Raw genomic sequence first — 16,538 nt, 5'->3', positions numbered from 1 at the left:
GGAGCGGCCTTGTGTCGCGATGGGCTGCAAAGCAGCCCCGGCTATCTAGAGGCTAAAGAAACTGCTCGGCATAGTGGCAAGCCACCTGCCGGGTACTCACCTGCCTGAGCGCTGGCACCTCCTTGGCACACCGCTCGGTCGCATACGGGCAGCGCTTGTGAAACGCACACCCATCCGGCGGGTTCAGCGGGTTGGGCAACTCCCCGGCAATGCGGATCTTCGGCTTCAAAGGGTCTGGGTGAATCGCCGGCGTCGCCGACAGCAGCGCCTGGGTATAAGGGTGCAACGGCCTTTCGTAGATATCTTCTTTCGGCCCCATCTCCGCCGGCCGCCCCAGGTACATCACCAGCACCTGATCGGCTACATGCCGCACCACCGCCAGGTTGTGCGAGATGAACACATAGGCAGTGTTGAACTCCTTCTGCAAATCCATGAACAGGTTCAGCACCTGAGCCTGGATCGATACGTCCAGCGCCGAGGTCGGCTCGTCCGCCACCAGCACCTTGGGTTGCAGCATCATTGCCCGGGCCAGGGCGATACGCTGGCGCTGGCCACCGGAGAACATGTGCGGGTAGCGCTGGTAATGCTCGGGGCGCAGGCCGACCTGTTCCATCATCTTCTGCACTTTTTCTCGCCGCTCGGCCTTGCTCAGCGAAGTATTGATCAGCAGCGGCTCGGCCAGCTGGTCACCAATCTTCTGCCGTGGGTTGAGCGAGGCGTAGGGGCTCTGGAACACCATCTGCACGTCGCGGCGCAGTTGTTTGCGCTCGCTCTTGCTGGCGCCTTTCACTTCGGTGCCGGCAATTTGCAGCGAACCGGACGACGGCTCTTCGATCAGGGTCAGCGCGCGGGCCAGGGTCGACTTGCCGCAGCCGGACTCGCCGACCACGGCCAAGGTCTTGCCGGCCTCCAGTTCGAACGACACGCCATTCAGCGCGCGGACCAGGGCGTGGCCCTTGAACAGCCCGCGGGAGACTTCGTAATGCCGGGTCAGCTCCCGGGCGGATAGAACGACGGCCATCACGCCACCTCCTGGTTCAACGGGTAGTAGCAACGCACCAGGCTATGGGCCTGGGGATCGAGGGGCGGGCGCTGGTGCCGGCAGTTGTCCTGCACGTACGGGCAGCGCGGTGACAGCAGGCAACCTACGGGGCGGTCGTAGCGACCGGGGACGATGCCGGGCAGGGTGGCAAGGCGTTCGGCACCGATGCTGTGCTCGGGGATCGCCGCCAGCAACGCTTCGCTGTAAGGGTGGGCGGGCACATCGAACAGCTCCGGCACCTGGCCCACTTCCACGGCCTGGCCGGCATACATCACGCACACCCGCCTGGCCGTTTCGGCGACCACGGCGAGGTCGTGGGTGATCAGGATGAGCGCCATGTTGCGCTCCTTCTGCAGGTTGACCAGCAGCTCCATGATCTGCGCCTGGATGGTCACGTCCAGCGCAGTGGTGGGTTCGTCGGCGATCAGCAGCTTGGGCTCGCCGGCAATCGCCATGGCAATCGCCACGCGCTGGCTCATGCCGCCGGACAGCTGGTGCGGGTAGGCGTCCAGGCGGCTTTCCGCAGCCGGGATCTCGACCTTTTTCAGCAGTTCCAGGGCACGCTGGCGCGCGGCCTTGCCCTTCAGGCCCAGGTGCTGGCGCAGCACTTCCTCGATCTGGTAACCCACGGTGTAGCTGGGGTTGAGCGCGGTCATCGGGTCCTGGAAGACCATGGCGATGTCCTTGCCCACCACCTTGCGTCGCTGGCGACCGCTGAGCTTGAGCATGTCGGTGCCATCGAACGTGAGCGAGTCCGCGGTGATGCGCCCGGGGGCGTCGATCAGACCCATCAGGGCCATCATGGTCACGGACTTGCCCGAGCCGGATTCGCCGACGATGGCCAGGATCTCGCCGGCTTCCACCGTCAGGTCCAGGCCATCGACCACCGGTACCGCATTGGCGTCGCCGAAGCGCACGTTCAGGTTGTTGATCTGCAACAGTGACATGGCGTTCTCCTCAGGCGGCGTTCTTGAGTTTCGGATCCAGCGCATCGCGCAGGCCGTCGCCCATCAGGTTGATGGCCAGTACACTGAGCAGAATGGTCAGGCCGGGCAGGCTCACCACCCACCAGGCGCGCTCGATGTAGTCACGGGCCGAAGCCAGCATGGTGCCCCACTCCGGGGTCGGCGGCTGTACACCAAGGCCGAGGAAGCCCAGGGCGGCGGCGTCAAGGATGGCCGAGGAGAAGCTGAGGGTGGCCTGCACGATCAGCGGCGCCATGCAGTTGGGCAGCACGGTGACGAACATCAGCCGTGGCAGCCCTGCACCAGCCAGGCGTGCGGCGGTAACGTAGTCGCGGTTCAGCTCACCCATCACGGCGGCGCGGGTCAGGCGCACGTAGGATGGCAACGACACGATGGCGATGGCGATCACGGTGTTGATCAGGCCTGGCCCGAGGATGGCGACGATGGCCACCGCCAGCAGCAGCGAGGGCAGGGCCAGCATCACGTCCATCAGGCGCATGATCGACGGGCCGAGCAGTTGCGGGAAGAAACCGGCCAGCAGGCCCAGCAGGATGCCAGGGATCAGCGACATCACCACCGACGACAGGCCGATCAGCAGCGACAGCCGCGCGCCCTGGATCAGCCGTGAGAGCAGATCGCGGCCCAGTTCGTCGGTACCGAGAATGAACTGCCAGCTGCCACCTTCGAGCCACACCGGGGGGGTCAGCAGGAATTCGCGATATTGCTCGCTCGGGTCGTGCGGGGCGACCCACGGCGCGAACAGCGCGCAGAACACCACCAGGCACATGAAGGCCAGGCCCATCACCGCGCCTTTGTTGCGGGCGAAGGCTTGCCAGAATTCTTTGTATGGCGAGGGGTAGAGCAGGCTCTGGTCCACCGGGCTGACCGGTGTGACGGATTTCGGAATCGGGCTAGTCATGGCGAAGGCCTCAGCGCTGATGACGGATGCGTGGGTTGGCCAGGCCGTAGAGGATATCCACGACGAAGTTGACCAGGATCACCAGGCAGGCGATCAACAGGATGCCGTTCTGGACCACGGGGTAGTCACGGGCACCGATGGCTTCGATCAGCCACTTGCCGATGCCCGGCCAGGAAAAGATGGTTTCGGTCAGCACCGCACCGGCCAGCAACGTGCCGACCTGCAGGCCGAATACGGTCAGTACCGGGATCAGCGCGTTGCGCAGGCCGTGCACGAACACCACGCGGGCCGGCGACAGGCCTTTGGCGCGGGCGGTGCGGATGTAATCCTCGCGCAGCACTTCGAGCATCGACGAGCGGGTCATGCGGGCAATCACCGCCAGCGGGATGGTGCCAAGCACGATGGCCGGCAAAATCAGGTGCATCACCGCGTCCTTGAACGCACCTTCCTCGTCGCTGAGCAGGGTGTCGATGAGCATGAAGCCGGTCTTCGGCTCGATGTCGTAGAGCAGGTCGATGCGCCCGGAAACCGGGGTCCAGCCCAGGCTTACCGAGAAGAACATGATCAGGATCAGGCCCCACCAGAAGATCGGCATGGAGTAACCGGCCAGGGAAATACCCATCACCCCGTGGTCGAACAGCGAACCGCGCTTGAGCGCAGCGATCACGCCGGCCAGCAGGCCGACGATGCCGGCGAACAACAGGGCGGCGAAGGCCAGTTCGAGGGTGGCCGGGAACAGGGTGAGGAACTCGCTCCACACGCTCTCGCGGGTGCGCAGCGATTCACCGAGGTCACCCTGGGCCAGCTTGCCGACATAGTCCAGGTACTGGACCGGCAGCGGCTTGTTCAGGCCCAGGCGCTCCATGGCCTGGGCATGCATTTCGGGGTCGACCCTGCGCTCGCCCATCATCACTTCCACCGGGTCGCCGGGGATCAGGCGTATGAGCGCGAAGGTCAGCAAGGTGATACCGAAAAAGGTCGGTATCAGCAGGCCAAGGCGCCGGGCAATAAAGCTCAACATTGTCGGGGTTACCTCATCAGGCCGTGGGGCGATCAGCCCGCTACGGTGGTGCCGCCGGTTCCCGTGTGGGTTGCCGGCGGTCGTTGTTGTTCTACTTCACCTTGGTGGTGGCGAAGTTGTTGTTGGTCAGAGGGTTGATCACGTAGCCCTCCACGTTGTCACGCATGGCGGTGAACATCTTTGGATGGGCCATGCTGATCCAGGGTTGGTCGTCATCGTACACTTTCAATGCCTCGTTATAGAGCCTTGCACGCTCGTCGTTGTCGATCACTTCGCGGGCGCGGCTGATCAACTCCTGGAACTTAGGGTTGCACCAGCGCGCATAGTTCTCGCCGCTTTTGGCGGCATCGCAACTGAGCAGCGGGCTGAGGAAGTTGTCCGGGTCGCCGTTGTCGCCGGCCCAGCCGGTGGACACCAGGTCGGCCTCGCCTTTCTTGGCCCGGCGCAGCATTTCGGCCCACTCCATCACGCGGATGTCCAGCTTCAAGCCGATCTGTTTGAGGTCGGCCTGCAGCATCTCGGCAGACAAACGCGGGTTGGGGTTGGTCGGGCCGCCGCCGTTGCGCGTGAACAGGGTGATTACCGTACCTTCGGGCACGCCCGCCTGCTTGAGCAGATCGCGCGCCTTGGCCAGGTCGCGGGGCGGGTTTCTGTTCTCGTTGTTGTAGCCGATCATGGTCGGCGGGTACGGATTCACGCCGACCAGTGCATTGCCTTTGCCGAACAATTGGTCGACATGGGTCTGGCGGTCGAAGGCCATGTTGATGGCTTTGCGCACGCGAACGTCGCTCAGGTATTTGTGTTCGGTGTTCATCGAGATGTAACCGGTGACCAAGGCCTCGATCTCCTCGACCTTGAGTTTCGGGTCCTGCTTGATCGACGGTACATCATCGGGCTTGGGATAGAGTGCCACCTGGCATTCGTTGGCGCGCAGTTTCTGCAGGCGCACGTTGCTGTCGGTAGCGATAGCGAAGACCAGCGCATCGGCAGGCGGCTTGCCGCGGAAATAGTCCGGGTTGGGCTTGAAGCGAACCTGGGCATCCTTGTTGTAACGCTGGAAGATGAACGGGCCGGTGCCGATTGGCTTGCTGTTCAACTCGGCAGCCTTGCCGGCCTTGAGCAGCTGGTCGCCGTACTCGGCGGAGTAGATCGAGGTGAAGCCCATGGCCATGTCGCGCAGGAATGGCGCTTCCGGTCGGTTAAGGGTAATCACCACGGTGTGCTCGTCGGCTTTGCTGACCGACTTGAGCAGGTCCTTGAAGCCCATGCTCTCGAAGTACGGGTAACCGACGCTGGTCTTGTCATGCCATGGATGGTTCGGATCGAGCTGGCGATTGAGGCTCCACAGGACGTCATCGGCGTTGAAGTCGCGGGTGGGCTTGAAGTAGTCGGTAGTGTGGAACTTCACGCCCTGGCGCAGGTGGAAGGTGTAGGTCAGGCCGTCTGCTGAAATGTCCCAGCGCTCGGCCAAGGCCGGCTGGACTTCGGTGGTACCGGGCTTGAAGTCGACCAGGCGGTTGAATACCGTCTCGGCAGAGGCATCGGCGGTAACCGCAGTGGTGTACTGGACGATGTCGAACCCTTCAGGGCTGGCTTCGGTGCACACCACCAGCGGTTTGGCCGCCAGTTGCGTGGCGCTGCCCAGGATCAGCGCTGCCAGGGCTAGGCGCAGCGGCAGCGATTTCATGAAAGCTTTCTGCATGGGTTGAAACTCCCTGCTTGCATTGATTCCAGCGTAGCCGCCACGGCCCGCAGCGAAGCAGGCCGTGGCGCCGGCGGTCAGAGAATGTTGAATGGAATGGTGGTCACCACCCGGAACTCATCCAGGCTGCCATCGCCCTGGGCCTTGCTGGCGCGGTGCGCGGTGTAGGTAGCACGGATGCTGGTGTCCTTCAGCGGCCCGCTCTGTACCGCGTAGCTGGTGCCGAAGCCCCACTCGTAGTGGGTTTCGCCATCCAGGCCGTTCACGTCATAGGCGGTACCGCGGTAATGGGTACCATCGATGCCCCAGCCGCGGGCGTTGTACAGGTTGAACTTCAGGCCCGGCACGCCGTACGGCGCCATGTTCAGCACGTAGGAGATCTGCAGCGATTTCTCGTTGGGGCCGTTGAAGTCCGACAGCAGCGAGTTGGCCAGGTAGATGCCGTTGGTTTCGTGCAGGTAGTCGAAGTACTCGTTGCCGTTGACCTGCTGCCAGGAGGCGCTGAGGGTGTGGGCCTGGTGGGTAAGGCCGAACGACAGGCTGTAGGTGTCGTTGTCGATATCGCCCATCTTCTTGCTGCCGGCGTCGACGGTCTTGTAGTAGTTCAGGCCAGTGCTCAGGCTGAGCACTGCGCTGTCGCCGAGCACGTGGTTGGCACCGAAGTAGTACTGGTTCCAGAAGTCGTCGACCTTGGTGGCGTACAGGCTGGTGCTAAGGCTCTTGAACGGCTGGTAGTTGATGCCGGCGGTGCTGGCGCGGTCGGTTTCAACGCCAGTGGCACTGTACTCGCTGCGGAACTTGCTGAGGCTTTGTTCGGTACGCGGCGAGACGCGGTCGAAGGTGCCAAGATCGAAGCTCAGGTTGTCGAATTCGGCACTGTGCAAAAACGCGCCCTGGAAGCTCGAGGGCAGGGCACGGTTGCCGATGTAGGCGATCATCGGCGTGTCCACCGATTGGCGGCCGACGGTGAGGGTGGTGTTGGACACCCGCGCCTTCACGTTGGCCAGGCCCATCTTGCTCCACTGGCCAACCGGGTCGCCGTCGCTGTGGGTCAGGGTGCGGTTGTTGGGGCCGGCGACGTCCTTGCGGTTCTGTTGCAGGGCGATGGCATTGTAGCCGGCGGCTTCGACGGCAAAGCCGACGGTGCCCTGGGTGAAGCCGGAGCTGTAGTTGAGGATGGTGCCCTGCACCCAGTTCTCGCGGCTGTGAGTGTCGTGGCGGGTGCCGTCGCTCTTGTAGTACTTCCACAGCGGGGCGCGTGCGGCGCGCTCGCGGGCATACCAGTTGCGGGTGCTGCCGGACAGGCTCTGGCCATCGACGAAGCCGCTGGCCTGTTCCTGCTCGCTGCTGCCTTTGAGGGTGATGGGCACGTATTCCTGGCTTTGCGGGTCGGCCTGGGCCACGGTGGATAAGGCACTGATGGATAACGCCAGTGCGGTCAAGGTGAATAGTCTCAAGGTTAAAGCTCCCTTTCTGTTCTTCTAGTTATTGCCTGGCCTTGTGGGCCGGGCTTCTTGCTGCGGTGTTGCCAGGGTTGCCCGGGGTCACAGGGCTGAATCGGGGAGTTGTGTTGGCTGTGCCGGCCCTTTCGCGGGTAAACCCGCTCCCACAGGGGCACCACAGGTTTCGGCATGTGCGCCGTACCTGTGGGAGCGGGTTTCCCCGCGAAGAGGCCCATGAGGGATAAAGATCAATCAACACTCACACCGGAAAAAACGTTGCGCCCGAAAGGGCTGACCTTGAATTCGGAAACCTTGATGCTGAGCGGTTGGTTGACCGTGGAGTGCGCCACCGGGGTAATCGGCACCTGTTGCTTGAGCCGCTGCTGGGCCTGTTGGTACAGGGCGGTGCGCTGCGCGCGGTCGGTGACCTGCTTGGCCTGCTTGACCAGGCTGTCGTACTGCGGATCGCACCACTGCGAGTAGTTGTTGCTGCCGATGGCATCGCAGTTGTAGAGGGTGCCCAGCCAGTTGTCCGGGTCGCCGTTGTCTCCGGTCCAGCCGATCAGAGCGATATCGTGCTCGCCGCTTTTCATGCGCTTGAGGTACTCGCCCCATTCGTAGCTGACAATGCGCACCTTGAAGCCGAGCTTGCTCCAGTCGGCCTGGAGCATCTCCGCCATCAGCTTGGCGTTGGGGTTGTACGGGCGCTGCACCGGCATGGCCCACAGGGTGATCTCGGTGCCTGGCTTGACCCCGGCCTGCTGCAGTAGCTGCTTGGCCTTTTCAGGGTCGAAGGGCGCGTCCTTGATGCTGTCGTCATAGGACCACTGGGTCGGCGGCATGGCGTTGACTGCCAGCTGGCCGGAATCCTGGTACACGGCCTGGATGATCGCTTGCTTGTTCACTGCCATGTCCATCGCCTGGCGCACTTCCAGGCGGTCGAACGGTGGGTGCTGGGTGTTGTAGGCGATGTAGCCGAGGTTGAAGCCAGGTTGCTGCAGCATTTGCAGTTTGCTGTCGGCCTTGAGTGCAGGCAGGTCGGCCGGGCGCGGGTGCAGGGTGACCTGGCATTCGTTGCGGCGCAGCTTCTGGATGCGCACCGAAGGGTCGATGTTGATCGAGAACACCAGGTTGTCGATCTTCACGTCCTGCGGTGACCAATAGGCCTTGTTGCCCTTGTACCGGATCTGCGAATCCTTCTGATAACGCTGGAAAACGAACGGGCCGGTGCCAATCGGTTGCTGGTTGATGTCGCTGGGGCGACCGCTGGCCATCAGCTGTTCGGCGTATTCGGCAGAGAGGATGGAAGCAAAGCTCATGGCCAGGTTCTGAATGAACGCGGCATCGACGCTGTTCAGGGTGAACACCACGGTCAGTGGATCGGTCTTTTCGACACGGGCGATGTTCTTGTCCAGGCCCATGCTGATGAAATAGGGGAACTCGGTCGGGTAGACCAGGCGGAATGGGTGGTTCTTGTCGAGCATGCGGTTGAAGGTGAACAGCACATCGTCGGCGTTGAAGTCGCGGCTCGGCTTGAAGGTCTTGTTGCTGTGGAATTTCACTCCTTCGCGCAGATGGAAGGTATAGCGCAGGCCATCCTCGGACACCTCCCAGCGGGTCGCCAGGGCAGGGTGCACGGCAGTGCCCCCGCGTTCGAACTCGACCAGGCGGTTGTAGATCGGTTCGGCTGCATCGTTGTCGGTGGCGCTGGTGTACTGGGCAGTGTCGAAGCCGGCGGGGCTGCCTTCGGAACAGAACACCAGGTTGTTGGCCAGCAGGGCCGGCGATTGGCTGATCAGGCCCAGGGCCAGCAGGGCGGAAACTCGGGTGGTATGGCGCATGGCAAGTCCTTTTACGTCTGTTTGCGCCGCCTCGGGGTACGAATGGCGGCAACAGGTCGCCGACCCCGCTGCGGATGGCGGCGGGACGACATGAAGAGGTGGCAAGGTTGGCGGGCACCCGCCGCTCAGCGGGTGCCGTAGCTAGGCTATTTGTCCACGCTGACGCCGTAGAAGGAGTTCAGTCCGAATGGGCTGATCTTGAAGTCCTTCACCTTGGCGCTCATGGGCTGGTACACGGTGGAGTGGGCGATCGGGGTGATCGGCACCTGCTCCTTGAGGATGTGCTGCGCCTTTTGATACAGCTCGGTGCGCTTGGCCTGGTCGGAAGTGGCCTTGGCCTGCTTGATCAGGTCGTCGTAGGGCTTGTAGCACCACTTGGAGAAGTTGTTGCCGTTCATGGCATCGCAGCCGTACAGGGTGCCCAGCCAGTTGTCCGGGTCACCGTTGTCACCGCTCCAGCCGATCAGCATGGCGCCCTGTTCGCCGCCTTTGGAGCGCTTGATGTACTCGCCCCATTCATAGCTGACGATCTTCGCCTTGATGCCGACCTTGGCCCAGTCGGATTGCAGCATCTCGGCCATCAGCTTGGCATTGGGGTTGTACGGACGTTGCACGGGCATCGCCCACAAGGTGATTTCGGTGCCTTCCTTGATGCCGGCTTCCTTGAGCAGTTGCTTGGCTTTTTCAGGGTCGAATGGCGCGTCCTTGATGCTGTCGTCATAGGACCACTGAGTCGGGGGCATGGCGTTGACCGCCAGTTGGCCGGCGCCTTGGTAGACCGACTCGATGATCTTTTTCTTGTCCACGGCCATGTCCAGCGCCTCGCGGACTTTCAGCTGGGCCAGCGGGTTGGCCTCGTTGCTGCCCTTGACCTTGTCCATCACGTTGTAGGCGATGTAGCCGAGGTTGAAGCCGGCTTGCTGCGGCATCTGCAGCTTGGGGTCCTGTTTCAGCGGCTGGATGTCGGCGGGGCGAGGGAACAGAGTGACCTGGCACTCGTTCTTCTTCAGTTTCTGCATGCGCACCGACGCATCGGTGGTGATAGCGAAGATCAGGTTGTCGATCTTCACGTCACCGGGTTGCCAGTAGTCCTTGTTGCCCTTGAAGCGGATCTGCGCGTCCTTCTGGTACTTGCTGAACACGAACGGGCCAGTGCCGATCGGCTTCTGGTTGATGTCGGCGGCCTTGCCGTCCTTGAGCAACTGGTCGGCGTATTCGGCGGACTGGATCGAGGCGAAGCTCATGGCCAGGTTCTGGATGAATGCGGCGTCGACTTCGTTGAGGGTGAACTTGACAGTTTGTTCGTCGAGCTTCTCCAGTTTGGCGATGTTCTTGTCCATGCCCATGTCGGTGAAGTACGGGAACTCGGTGGGGTAGGCCTTGCGGAACGGGTGGTCCTTGTCGAGCATGCGGTTGAAGGTGAACAGCACGTCGTCGGCGTTGAAGTTGCGGGTGGGCTTGAAGTAGTCGGTGGTGTGGAACTTGACCCCTTCGCGCAGGTGGAAGGTGTAGGTCTTTCCGTCGTCGGAGACTTCCCACTTGGTTGCCAGACCCGGGATGACGGCAGTACCGCCACGTTCAAACTGGGTCAGGCGGTTGAACACGGTCTCAGCCGAGGCGTCGAAGTCAGTCCCTGTGGTGTATTGCCCCGGGTCGAAGCCGGCCGGGCTGCCTTCGGAGCAGAACACCAGGTTGGACGCGGCGAGGGCCGACGGTGCGCCGGATAGCAAGCCTGCGCCTAGCAGGAACGGAATGACTGCGTGTTTGAGCATGGTGGCCTCATTGTTGTCATTTTTCGATTGAGGTGGCCTCGTGAGCCGACCTGCGGATACTTATGCAGGGGCTGTTCCCAATGCAATATGCCGAGGGATAGTTGACGCCAGAAAAGTGGTACGGTCGTACATGGATGTCGCATTGATATAACTTTCAGCGAAGTTAAACGTTTGCGTGGGCAAAATGATGGCTTTTTGCGGGATGTTGCGGGGGCGGGATTAGTGTAGGAAGCACCTAATTGGTGCGTAGGAAATGTCTGAATCTGCGTTTTTTCGACTGACCTCATCGCCAGCAAGCCAGCTCCCAGAGGTACAACACAAGGGCTGAAACCTGTGGTGTATCTGTGGGCGCTGGCTTGCCGGCGATAGGGGCGCAATGCGCCCCGGCGAACTCAAGGCATCTGCACTTCGATCAGGCCATCGGCATTCATGCTCACTTCACTGGTCCCGGCCTCGATGTCCGGCGCCGGTGCCGACTCATCAGCTCCCATGGCCTTCATCGCCATCGGCGCACTTCGCAGGTAAGGGCGTGGGTAACCGCTGCTGTTGAGGTTCAGGCTGACCACTTTATAGCCCTTGCCCCCCAGCGCCTCGGTAGCCAGCTGCGCACGCGCCTTGAAGGCATCCACCGCATCCTTGAGCAGTGCATCCTCGCTGGCCTTGCGCGTGGCCGGGGCGATGGAGAAGTCCATGCCACCCATTTTCAGCTCTTGCAGCAGGTCGGCGGTCAGCTGCGACAGGGCCGGGAAGTTGGCGCTTTCCAGGCGCAACTCGGCGCGCTCGCGCCAGCCGGTGATCTTCTGGCCCTTGCTGTCATATACCGGATAGCTGTTGCGGCTCCCCTGGCTGATCTTCACATCCTTGACCTGGCGCGACTGCTGTACTGCCTTGTTCATGGTTTCGGTGATCTGCTTGGCAAGCTTGCCCGGGTCGGTGTTCTGCGCTTCGCTGTACAGGGTAACGACCATCAGGTCACGCGCCACTTCCTTGCTGACCTCGGCACGCAGCGAGACCTGGTTGTAGCGCGGCTCATCGGCAGCCAGCGCCGGCAGACTGGCGAGCAGGCCGCAGGACAGGATCAGGGCGGTGCCGCGACGTGGGATTTGCATGTGGTACTCCTTGGCAATATAAGGCGTGGGTTGTTGTCATCCATTCCACGCATGGCCCATCAGACCGGCAACAGTGTAGTGGGTTCAAAAGTGCCATCATCAACCTGTGACAAAGTGTGGCGCTTTGCCGCATCGCTGCAGCGAGGCGCCCGGCTTCGGTATACTCCAGCCGATTTTTCTGGAGCACTCATCAGGAGAGCTCATGCTCGCCGCCGTACAACCGCTGTCCGCTACCCGCCAGAACCTCTGGCGCCTGACCGTCATTCGGGTCCTGGTCCTGGCTGCCCAGGCCGGCTCCGTGGGCGTCGCCTACTGGACCGAACTGCTGCCCTTGCCCTGGTTGTCGCTGGCCGGCACCTTGGCCTTGTCTTCGCTGCTGTGCGCCTTCACGGCCCTGCGCCTGCGCCTTTCGTTGCCGGTCACCGAGCTGGAGTACGCCCTGCAACTGGCCTGCGACCTGCTGATCCACAGTGCCTTGCTGTATTACTCCGGCGGCTCGACCAACCCGTTCGTGTCGTATTACCTGGTGCCACTGGCGATTGCCGCAGTCACCTTGCCGTGGCTGTATTCGCTGATCCTTTCCGGCATCGCCCTGACTGCCTACAGTCTGCTTTTGGTGCAGTTCTACCCGCTTGAAGGCCTGCCGATGGCGCGGGACAAGATGCAGGTGTACGGCATGTGGCTGAGCATTGCACTGGCCGCGGCAGTGATTACCTTCTTTGCCGCGCGCATGGCCGAAGAGCTGCGCCGCCAGGAGCAGCTGCGTTCAGAGCGGCGTGAAGAAAGCCTGCGTGACGAGCAACTGCTGGCCGTGGCCACCCAGGCCGCCGGTGCCGCCCATGAACTGGGCACGCCGTTGGCGACCATGAGCGTGCTGCTGAACGAGATGCGCCAGGACCACGCCGACCCGCTGCTGCAGGAGGATCTGCAGATCCTTCAGGACCAGGTGAAGCTGTGCAAGGAAACCCTGCAACAGCTGGTGCGCGCCGCCGAAGCCAACCGTCGCCTGGCCGTGGTGGAGCAGGACGTCACGGCCTGGCTGGACGAGGCGCTCAACCGTTGGCACCTGATGCGCCCGGAAGCCAGCTACCGCTTCCAGCGCCTGCGCGACGGCCAGGTGCCACGCCTGACCCCGCCGCCGGACCTGACCCAGGCCCTGTTGAACCTGTTGAACAATGCCGCCGACGCCTGCCCCGATGACCTTGAAGTGCGCCTGGACTGGGACGCCCATGACATCGTCATCAGCATCCGCGACCATGGCCCCGGCGTGCCGCCGGCCATCGCCGAAGCCATCGGCAAACCCTTCATTACCACCAAAGGCAAAGGCTTCGGCCTGGGCCTTTTCTTGAGCAAGGCCAGCGTGACCCGTGCGGGCGGTTCGGTGAAACTCTATAGTCATGAACAGGGTGGCACCCTGACCGAACTGCGCCTGCCTTATGGCAAGCGAGGAGATGAATGATGAGCGAAGAAAACCAGGTCGAAGGCGAAGAGCTGCCGCACCTGCTGCTGGTGGATGACGATGCCACCTTTACCCGGGTCATGGCCCGTGCCATGAGCCGCCGCGGTTTCCGCGTGAGCACCGCCAGCTCTGCCGAGGAAGGGTTGATCCTGGCCCAGCAGGACCTGCCGGACTACGCCACGCTGGACCTGAAGATGGACGGCGACTCCGGGCTGGTGCTGCTGCCAAAGCTGCTGGAGCTGGACCCGGAGATGCGCGTGGTGATCCTGACCGGTTACTCGAGCATTGCCACCGCGGTGGAAGCGGTCAAGCGTGGTGCCTGCAACTACCTGTGCAAGCCGGCGGATGCCGATGATGTGCTGGCGGCGCTGCTGTCGGAGCACACCGACCTGGACACCCTGGTGCCGGAAAACCCGATGTCGGTCGACCGCCTGCAGTGGGAACACATCCAGCGGGTGCTGAACGAGCACGAAGGCAATATCTCGGCCACTGCGCGGGCGCTGGGCATGCACCGGCGGACCTTGCAGCGCAAACTGCAGAAGCGCCCGGTTCGGCGCTGATTCAGTACCGGCAGTACCGGCCTCTTCGCGGGTAAACCCGCTCCCACAGGTATTTCACAAGCCTCAAGACTTGTGCAGTACCTGTCCTCTCACAGGCACTTCACAGCCTCAAGACCTGTGCAGTACCTGTGGGAGCGGGTTTAGCCGCGAAAGGGCCGCAACTGACAGAAACTTCTCTTTATCACCCCGCGATCCCCGCAAGTCCTGGCCGTTGGCGTATCATTAGCCCCCTAACGGCAACCCCCTCCAGGATCGCTTGCGCATGCTCGCCCTTCTTATCCAGACACTGAACATCACGGCCCCGGTCTTCGCCATGCTGTTCATGGGCGTGCTGCTCAAACGTATCCGCCTGATCGACGACAATTTCAACCGCGTCGCCTCACAGTTGGTGTTCAACGTGTGCATGCCGGCGCTGCTGTTCCTCGGCATCTATCACGCCGACCTGGCCACGGCGGTCAAACCCGGCGTCCTTCTTTATTTCATCGTCGCCACCCTGGCCGGCTTCGCCATAGCCTGGGGCCTGGCCATCTGGCGCAGCCCGCTGGCCGACCGGGGCATCTATACCCAGGGTGCGTTCCGTGGCAACAACGGCGTGATCGGCCTGGCCCTGGCCGCCAGTCTCTACGGCGACTACGGCATCTCCCTGGGGGCGGTGCTCGCCGGCCTGGTCATCCTCATGTACAACTCGCTTTCGGCAGTGGTGCTGGCGGTGTACAGCCCGGACCTGAAGTCCGACCCGTGGAGCATCTGCAAAAGCATCCTCAGCAACCCGCTGATCATCAGTGTGCTGGTGGCCACGCCCATGGCGTACGGCCAGGTGCCACTGCCCAACTGGCTGCTCACCTCGGGCGACTACCTGGCGCAGATGACCCTGCCGCTGGCGCTGATCTGCATCGGTGGCACGCTGTCGATGGCGGCGTTGCGCGACAGTGGCAGGCTGGCCATCGACGCCAGCCTGGTGAAGATGGTCTGGCTACCGCTGCTCGGTACCCTCGGCGCCTGGCTATGCGGCTTCCGCGGCGCCGAGCTGGGCATCCTGTTCCTGTACATCGGCAGCCCGACCGCAGCGGCCAGCTACGTCATGGCGCGGGCAGCCAACGGCAACCATGAGCTGGCGGCGTCGATCATCGTGATTACCACGCTAATGGCGGCGATCACCACCAACATTGGTATTTTCATCTTGCAGTGGGGCGGATGGATCTAGATCCTTGACTGCAAACAACACAAAAAACACAGCCTCACTGAGCTAAAGGACACTTCATGCAAGACCAGAGCACGCCCGAGCGGTTACAGCGCGGGCTGAAGAATCGCCATATCCAGCTGATCGCGCTGGGTGGGGCCATCGGTACCGGGTTGTTCCTGGGCATTGCCCAGACCATCCAGCTGGCCGGCCCCTCCGTCCTGCTGGGCTACGCCATTGCCGGCCTGATGGCCTTCCTGATCATGCGCCAGCTCGGTGAGATGGTGGTGGAAGAGCCGGTGGCCGGCAGCTTCAGCCACTTCGCCCACCAGTACTGGAGCGAGTTCGCCGGCTTCGTCTCGGGCTGGAACTACTGGGTGGTGTACGTACTGGTCGGCATGGCCGAGCTGACAGCGGTGGGTATCTACGTGCAGTACTGGTGGCCCGGCTTCCCCACCTGGGCCACGGCGGCGATCTTCTTCGTGGTGATCAACCTGATCAACCTGACCCAGGTGAAGGTCTACGGCGAGATGGAGTTCTGGTTCGCCCTGGTCAAGGTAGTGGCCATCGTCAGCATGATCGGCTTCGGCGCCTGGCTGCTGGCCAGCGGCCATGGCGGCCCGGACGCCAGCGTGGCAAACCTCTGGCAGTACGGTGGCTTCTTCCCCAACGGCGTCAGCGGCCTGGTGATGGCACTGGCAGTGATCATGTTCTCGTTCGGTGGCCTGGAACTGGTGGGCATCACCGCCGCCGAGGCCGACAACCCGCGTCAGAGCATCCCCAAAGCCACCAACCAGGTGGTGTACCGCATCCTCATCTTCTACATCGGTGCCCTGGCGGTGCTGCTTTCGCTGTACCCGTGGCAGAAGGTGGTGCAGGGTGGCAGCCCGTTCGTGATGATCTTCCACGAACTGGACAGTGACCTGGTGGCGACCATCCTCAATATCGTGGTGCTGACGGCCGCGCTGTCGGTATACAACAGCTGCGTGTACGCCAACAGCCGCATGCTGTTCGGCCTGGCCAGCCAGGGCGACGCACCGCGTCAGTTGCTGAAGGTGAGCCGTAGCGGCGTGCCGCTGACCGCGCTGGGTGTGTCGGCTTTCGCCACCGGGCTGTGCGTGCTGATCAACTACCTGATGCCGGGTGAAGCCTTTGGTTTGCTGATGGCCCTGGCAGTGTCGGCGCTGGTGATCAACTGGGCGAGCATCAGCATCACCCATCTGAAGTTCCGCAAGGCCAAGCTGACGGCCGGGATTACCCCGTTCTACAAAAGCTGGGGGCACCCGGTCACCAACTACCTGTGCCTGGCGTTCATCGTGCTGATCCTGGTGGTGATGTACCTGACCCCGCCGATTAGCATCTCGGTGATGCTGATTCCGGGGTGGATCCTGGTGCTGTGGGTGGCCTTCAAGATGAAGAAGGCTCGCCAGGCCAGGTAGGTAACACAGTACCGGCCTCTTCGCGGGCACGCCCGCTCCCACAGGTACTGCACAGGTCTTGGGGCCTGTAGGGTCCCTGTGGGAGCG

At 62.6% G+C, this 16,538-nt stretch carries 13 protein-coding genes; 4 read left to right on the top strand and 9 right to left on the bottom strand.

Annotation, left to right across the window (positions count from 1 at the left end; translation table 11 throughout):
• Positions 1-52: 52 nt before the first annotated feature.
• The 9 genes from ACK1U9_RS14375 to ACK1U9_RS14335 all read right to left on the bottom strand — a co-directional run bounded on the left by ACK1U9_RS14375 (position 53) and on the right by ACK1U9_RS14335 (position 11,813).
• Complete coding sequence (locus ACK1U9_RS14375) at positions 53-1,021, bottom strand: peptide ABC transporter ATP-binding protein (RefSeq protein ID WP_024086321.1); 969 nt, start codon at positions 1,019-1,021, stop codon at positions 53-55.
• Positions 1,021-1,989 carry an ABC transporter ATP-binding protein gene (locus ACK1U9_RS14370; protein WP_046615788.1) on the bottom strand — a complete coding sequence of 323 codons (969 nt, stop codon included), beginning with the start codon at positions 1,987-1,989 and terminating at the stop codon, positions 1,021-1,023. The genes ACK1U9_RS14375 and ACK1U9_RS14370 overlap by 1 nt, the downstream gene beginning before the upstream one ends.
• 10 nt (positions 1,990-1,999) lie before the next feature.
• A complete protein-coding gene (locus ACK1U9_RS14365; protein WP_025337799.1) occupies positions 2,000-2,926 on the bottom strand; it encodes an ABC transporter permease subunit in 927 nt (308 codons plus the stop codon).
• Positions 2,927-2,936: 10 nt separating this feature from the next.
• The gene (locus ACK1U9_RS14360; RefSeq protein WP_012316108.1) at positions 2,937-3,947 is read right to left on the bottom strand and encodes an ABC transporter permease subunit; all 1,011 of its coding nucleotides are present in this window, start codon (positions 3,945-3,947) and stop codon (positions 2,937-2,939) included.
• Positions 3,948-4,038: 91 nt separating this feature from the next.
• Positions 4,039-5,649, bottom strand: coding sequence for an ABC transporter substrate-binding protein (locus ACK1U9_RS14355; RefSeq protein WP_173015088.1), 1,611 nt, complete (start codon positions 5,647-5,649; stop codon positions 4,039-4,041).
• 77 nt (positions 5,650-5,726) lie between these two features.
• Complete coding sequence (locus ACK1U9_RS14350) at positions 5,727-7,106, bottom strand: OprD family porin (protein ID WP_108480935.1); 1,380 nt, start codon at positions 7,104-7,106, stop codon at positions 5,727-5,729.
• A 233-nt stretch (positions 7,107-7,339) separates the two neighbouring features.
• A complete protein-coding gene (locus tag ACK1U9_RS14345; protein WP_108480936.1) occupies positions 7,340-8,932 on the bottom strand; it encodes an ABC transporter substrate-binding protein in 1,593 nt (530 codons plus the stop codon).
• A gap of 146 nt (positions 8,933-9,078) precedes the next feature.
• Positions 9,079-10,704 carry an ABC transporter substrate-binding protein gene (locus ACK1U9_RS14340; protein WP_046615785.1) on the bottom strand — a complete coding sequence of 542 codons (1,626 nt, stop codon included), beginning with the start codon at positions 10,702-10,704 and terminating at the stop codon, positions 9,079-9,081.
• Positions 10,705-11,096: 392 nt separating this feature from the next.
• Entirely contained in the window at positions 11,097-11,813 is a 717-nt protein-coding gene (locus ACK1U9_RS14335; RefSeq protein WP_015269044.1) for an SIMPL domain-containing protein, read from the bottom strand.
• A 202-nt stretch (positions 11,814-12,015) separates the two neighbouring features.
• Here ACK1U9_RS14335 and ACK1U9_RS14330 point away from each other — a divergent pair, with 202 nt between their 5' ends.
• The 4 genes from ACK1U9_RS14330 to ACK1U9_RS14315 all read left to right on the top strand — a co-directional run bounded on the left by ACK1U9_RS14330 (position 12,016) and on the right by ACK1U9_RS14315 (position 16,451).
• On the top strand, positions 12,016-13,272 hold the full coding sequence (locus ACK1U9_RS14330) for an ATP-binding protein (RefSeq protein ID WP_025337805.1): 1,257 nt from the start codon (positions 12,016-12,018) through the stop codon (positions 13,270-13,272).
• Positions 13,272-13,832 (top strand): response regulator transcription factor, encoded by a 561-nt coding sequence (locus ACK1U9_RS14325; protein ID WP_025337806.1) that lies wholly within the window; start codon positions 13,272-13,274, stop codon positions 13,830-13,832. The genes ACK1U9_RS14330 and ACK1U9_RS14325 overlap by 1 nt, the downstream gene beginning before the upstream one ends.
• Positions 13,833-14,094: 262 nt before the next feature.
• On the top strand, positions 14,095-15,036 hold the full coding sequence (locus ACK1U9_RS14320; RefSeq protein ID WP_046615784.1) for an AEC family transporter: 942 nt from the start codon (positions 14,095-14,097) through the stop codon (positions 15,034-15,036).
• Positions 15,037-15,092: 56 nt separating this feature from the next.
• The gene (locus ACK1U9_RS14315; RefSeq protein ID WP_108480937.1) at positions 15,093-16,451 is read left to right on the top strand and encodes an amino acid permease; all 1,359 of its coding nucleotides are present in this window, start codon (positions 15,093-15,095) and stop codon (positions 16,449-16,451) included.
• Positions 16,452-16,538 lie beyond the last annotated feature (87 nt).

This window comes from Pseudomonas sp. XP1, from assembly GCF_053557675.1.
This window is presented reverse-complemented; position numbering and strand designations above follow the sequence as displayed.

Bases quoted from the DNA above. Each gene is read 5' to 3' on its own strand.
- ACK1U9_RS14335 (WP_015269044.1), bottom strand. From the start codon at position 11,813: ATGCAAATCCCACGTCGCGGCACCGCCCTGATCCTGTCCTGCGGCCTG.
- ACK1U9_RS14355 (WP_173015088.1), bottom strand. From the start codon at position 5,649: ATGCAGAAAGCTTTCATGAAATCGCTGCCGCTGCGCCTAGCCCTGGCA.
- ACK1U9_RS14345 (WP_108480936.1), bottom strand. From the start codon at position 8,932: ATGCGCCATACCACCCGAGTTTCCGCCCTGCTGGCCCTGGGCCTGATC.
- ACK1U9_RS14340 (WP_046615785.1), bottom strand. From the start codon at position 10,704: ATGCTCAAACACGCAGTCATTCCGTTCCTGCTAGGCGCAGGCTTGCTA.
- ACK1U9_RS14315 (WP_108480937.1), top strand. From the start codon at position 15,093: ATGCAAGACCAGAGCACGCCCGAGCGGTTACAGCGCGGGCTGAAGAAT.
- ACK1U9_RS14360 (WP_012316108.1), bottom strand. From the start codon at position 3,947: ATGTTGAGCTTTATTGCCCGGCGCCTTGGCCTGCTGATACCGACCTTT.
- ACK1U9_RS14320 (WP_046615784.1), top strand. From the start codon at position 14,095: ATGCTCGCCCTTCTTATCCAGACACTGAACATCACGGCCCCGGTCTTC.
- ACK1U9_RS14365 (WP_025337799.1), bottom strand. From the start codon at position 2,926: ATGACTAGCCCGATTCCGAAATCCGTCACACCGGTCAGCCCGGTGGAC.
- ACK1U9_RS14330 (WP_025337805.1), top strand. From the start codon at position 12,016: ATGCTCGCCGCCGTACAACCGCTGTCCGCTACCCGCCAGAACCTCTGG.
- ACK1U9_RS14375 (WP_024086321.1), bottom strand. From the start codon at position 1,021: ATGGCCGTCGTTCTATCCGCCCGGGAGCTGACCCGGCATTACGAAGTC.
- ACK1U9_RS14325 (WP_025337806.1), top strand. From the start codon at position 13,272: ATGAGCGAAGAAAACCAGGTCGAAGGCGAAGAGCTGCCGCACCTGCTG.
- ACK1U9_RS14370 (WP_046615788.1), bottom strand. From the start codon at position 1,989: ATGTCACTGTTGCAGATCAACAACCTGAACGTGCGCTTCGGCGACGCC.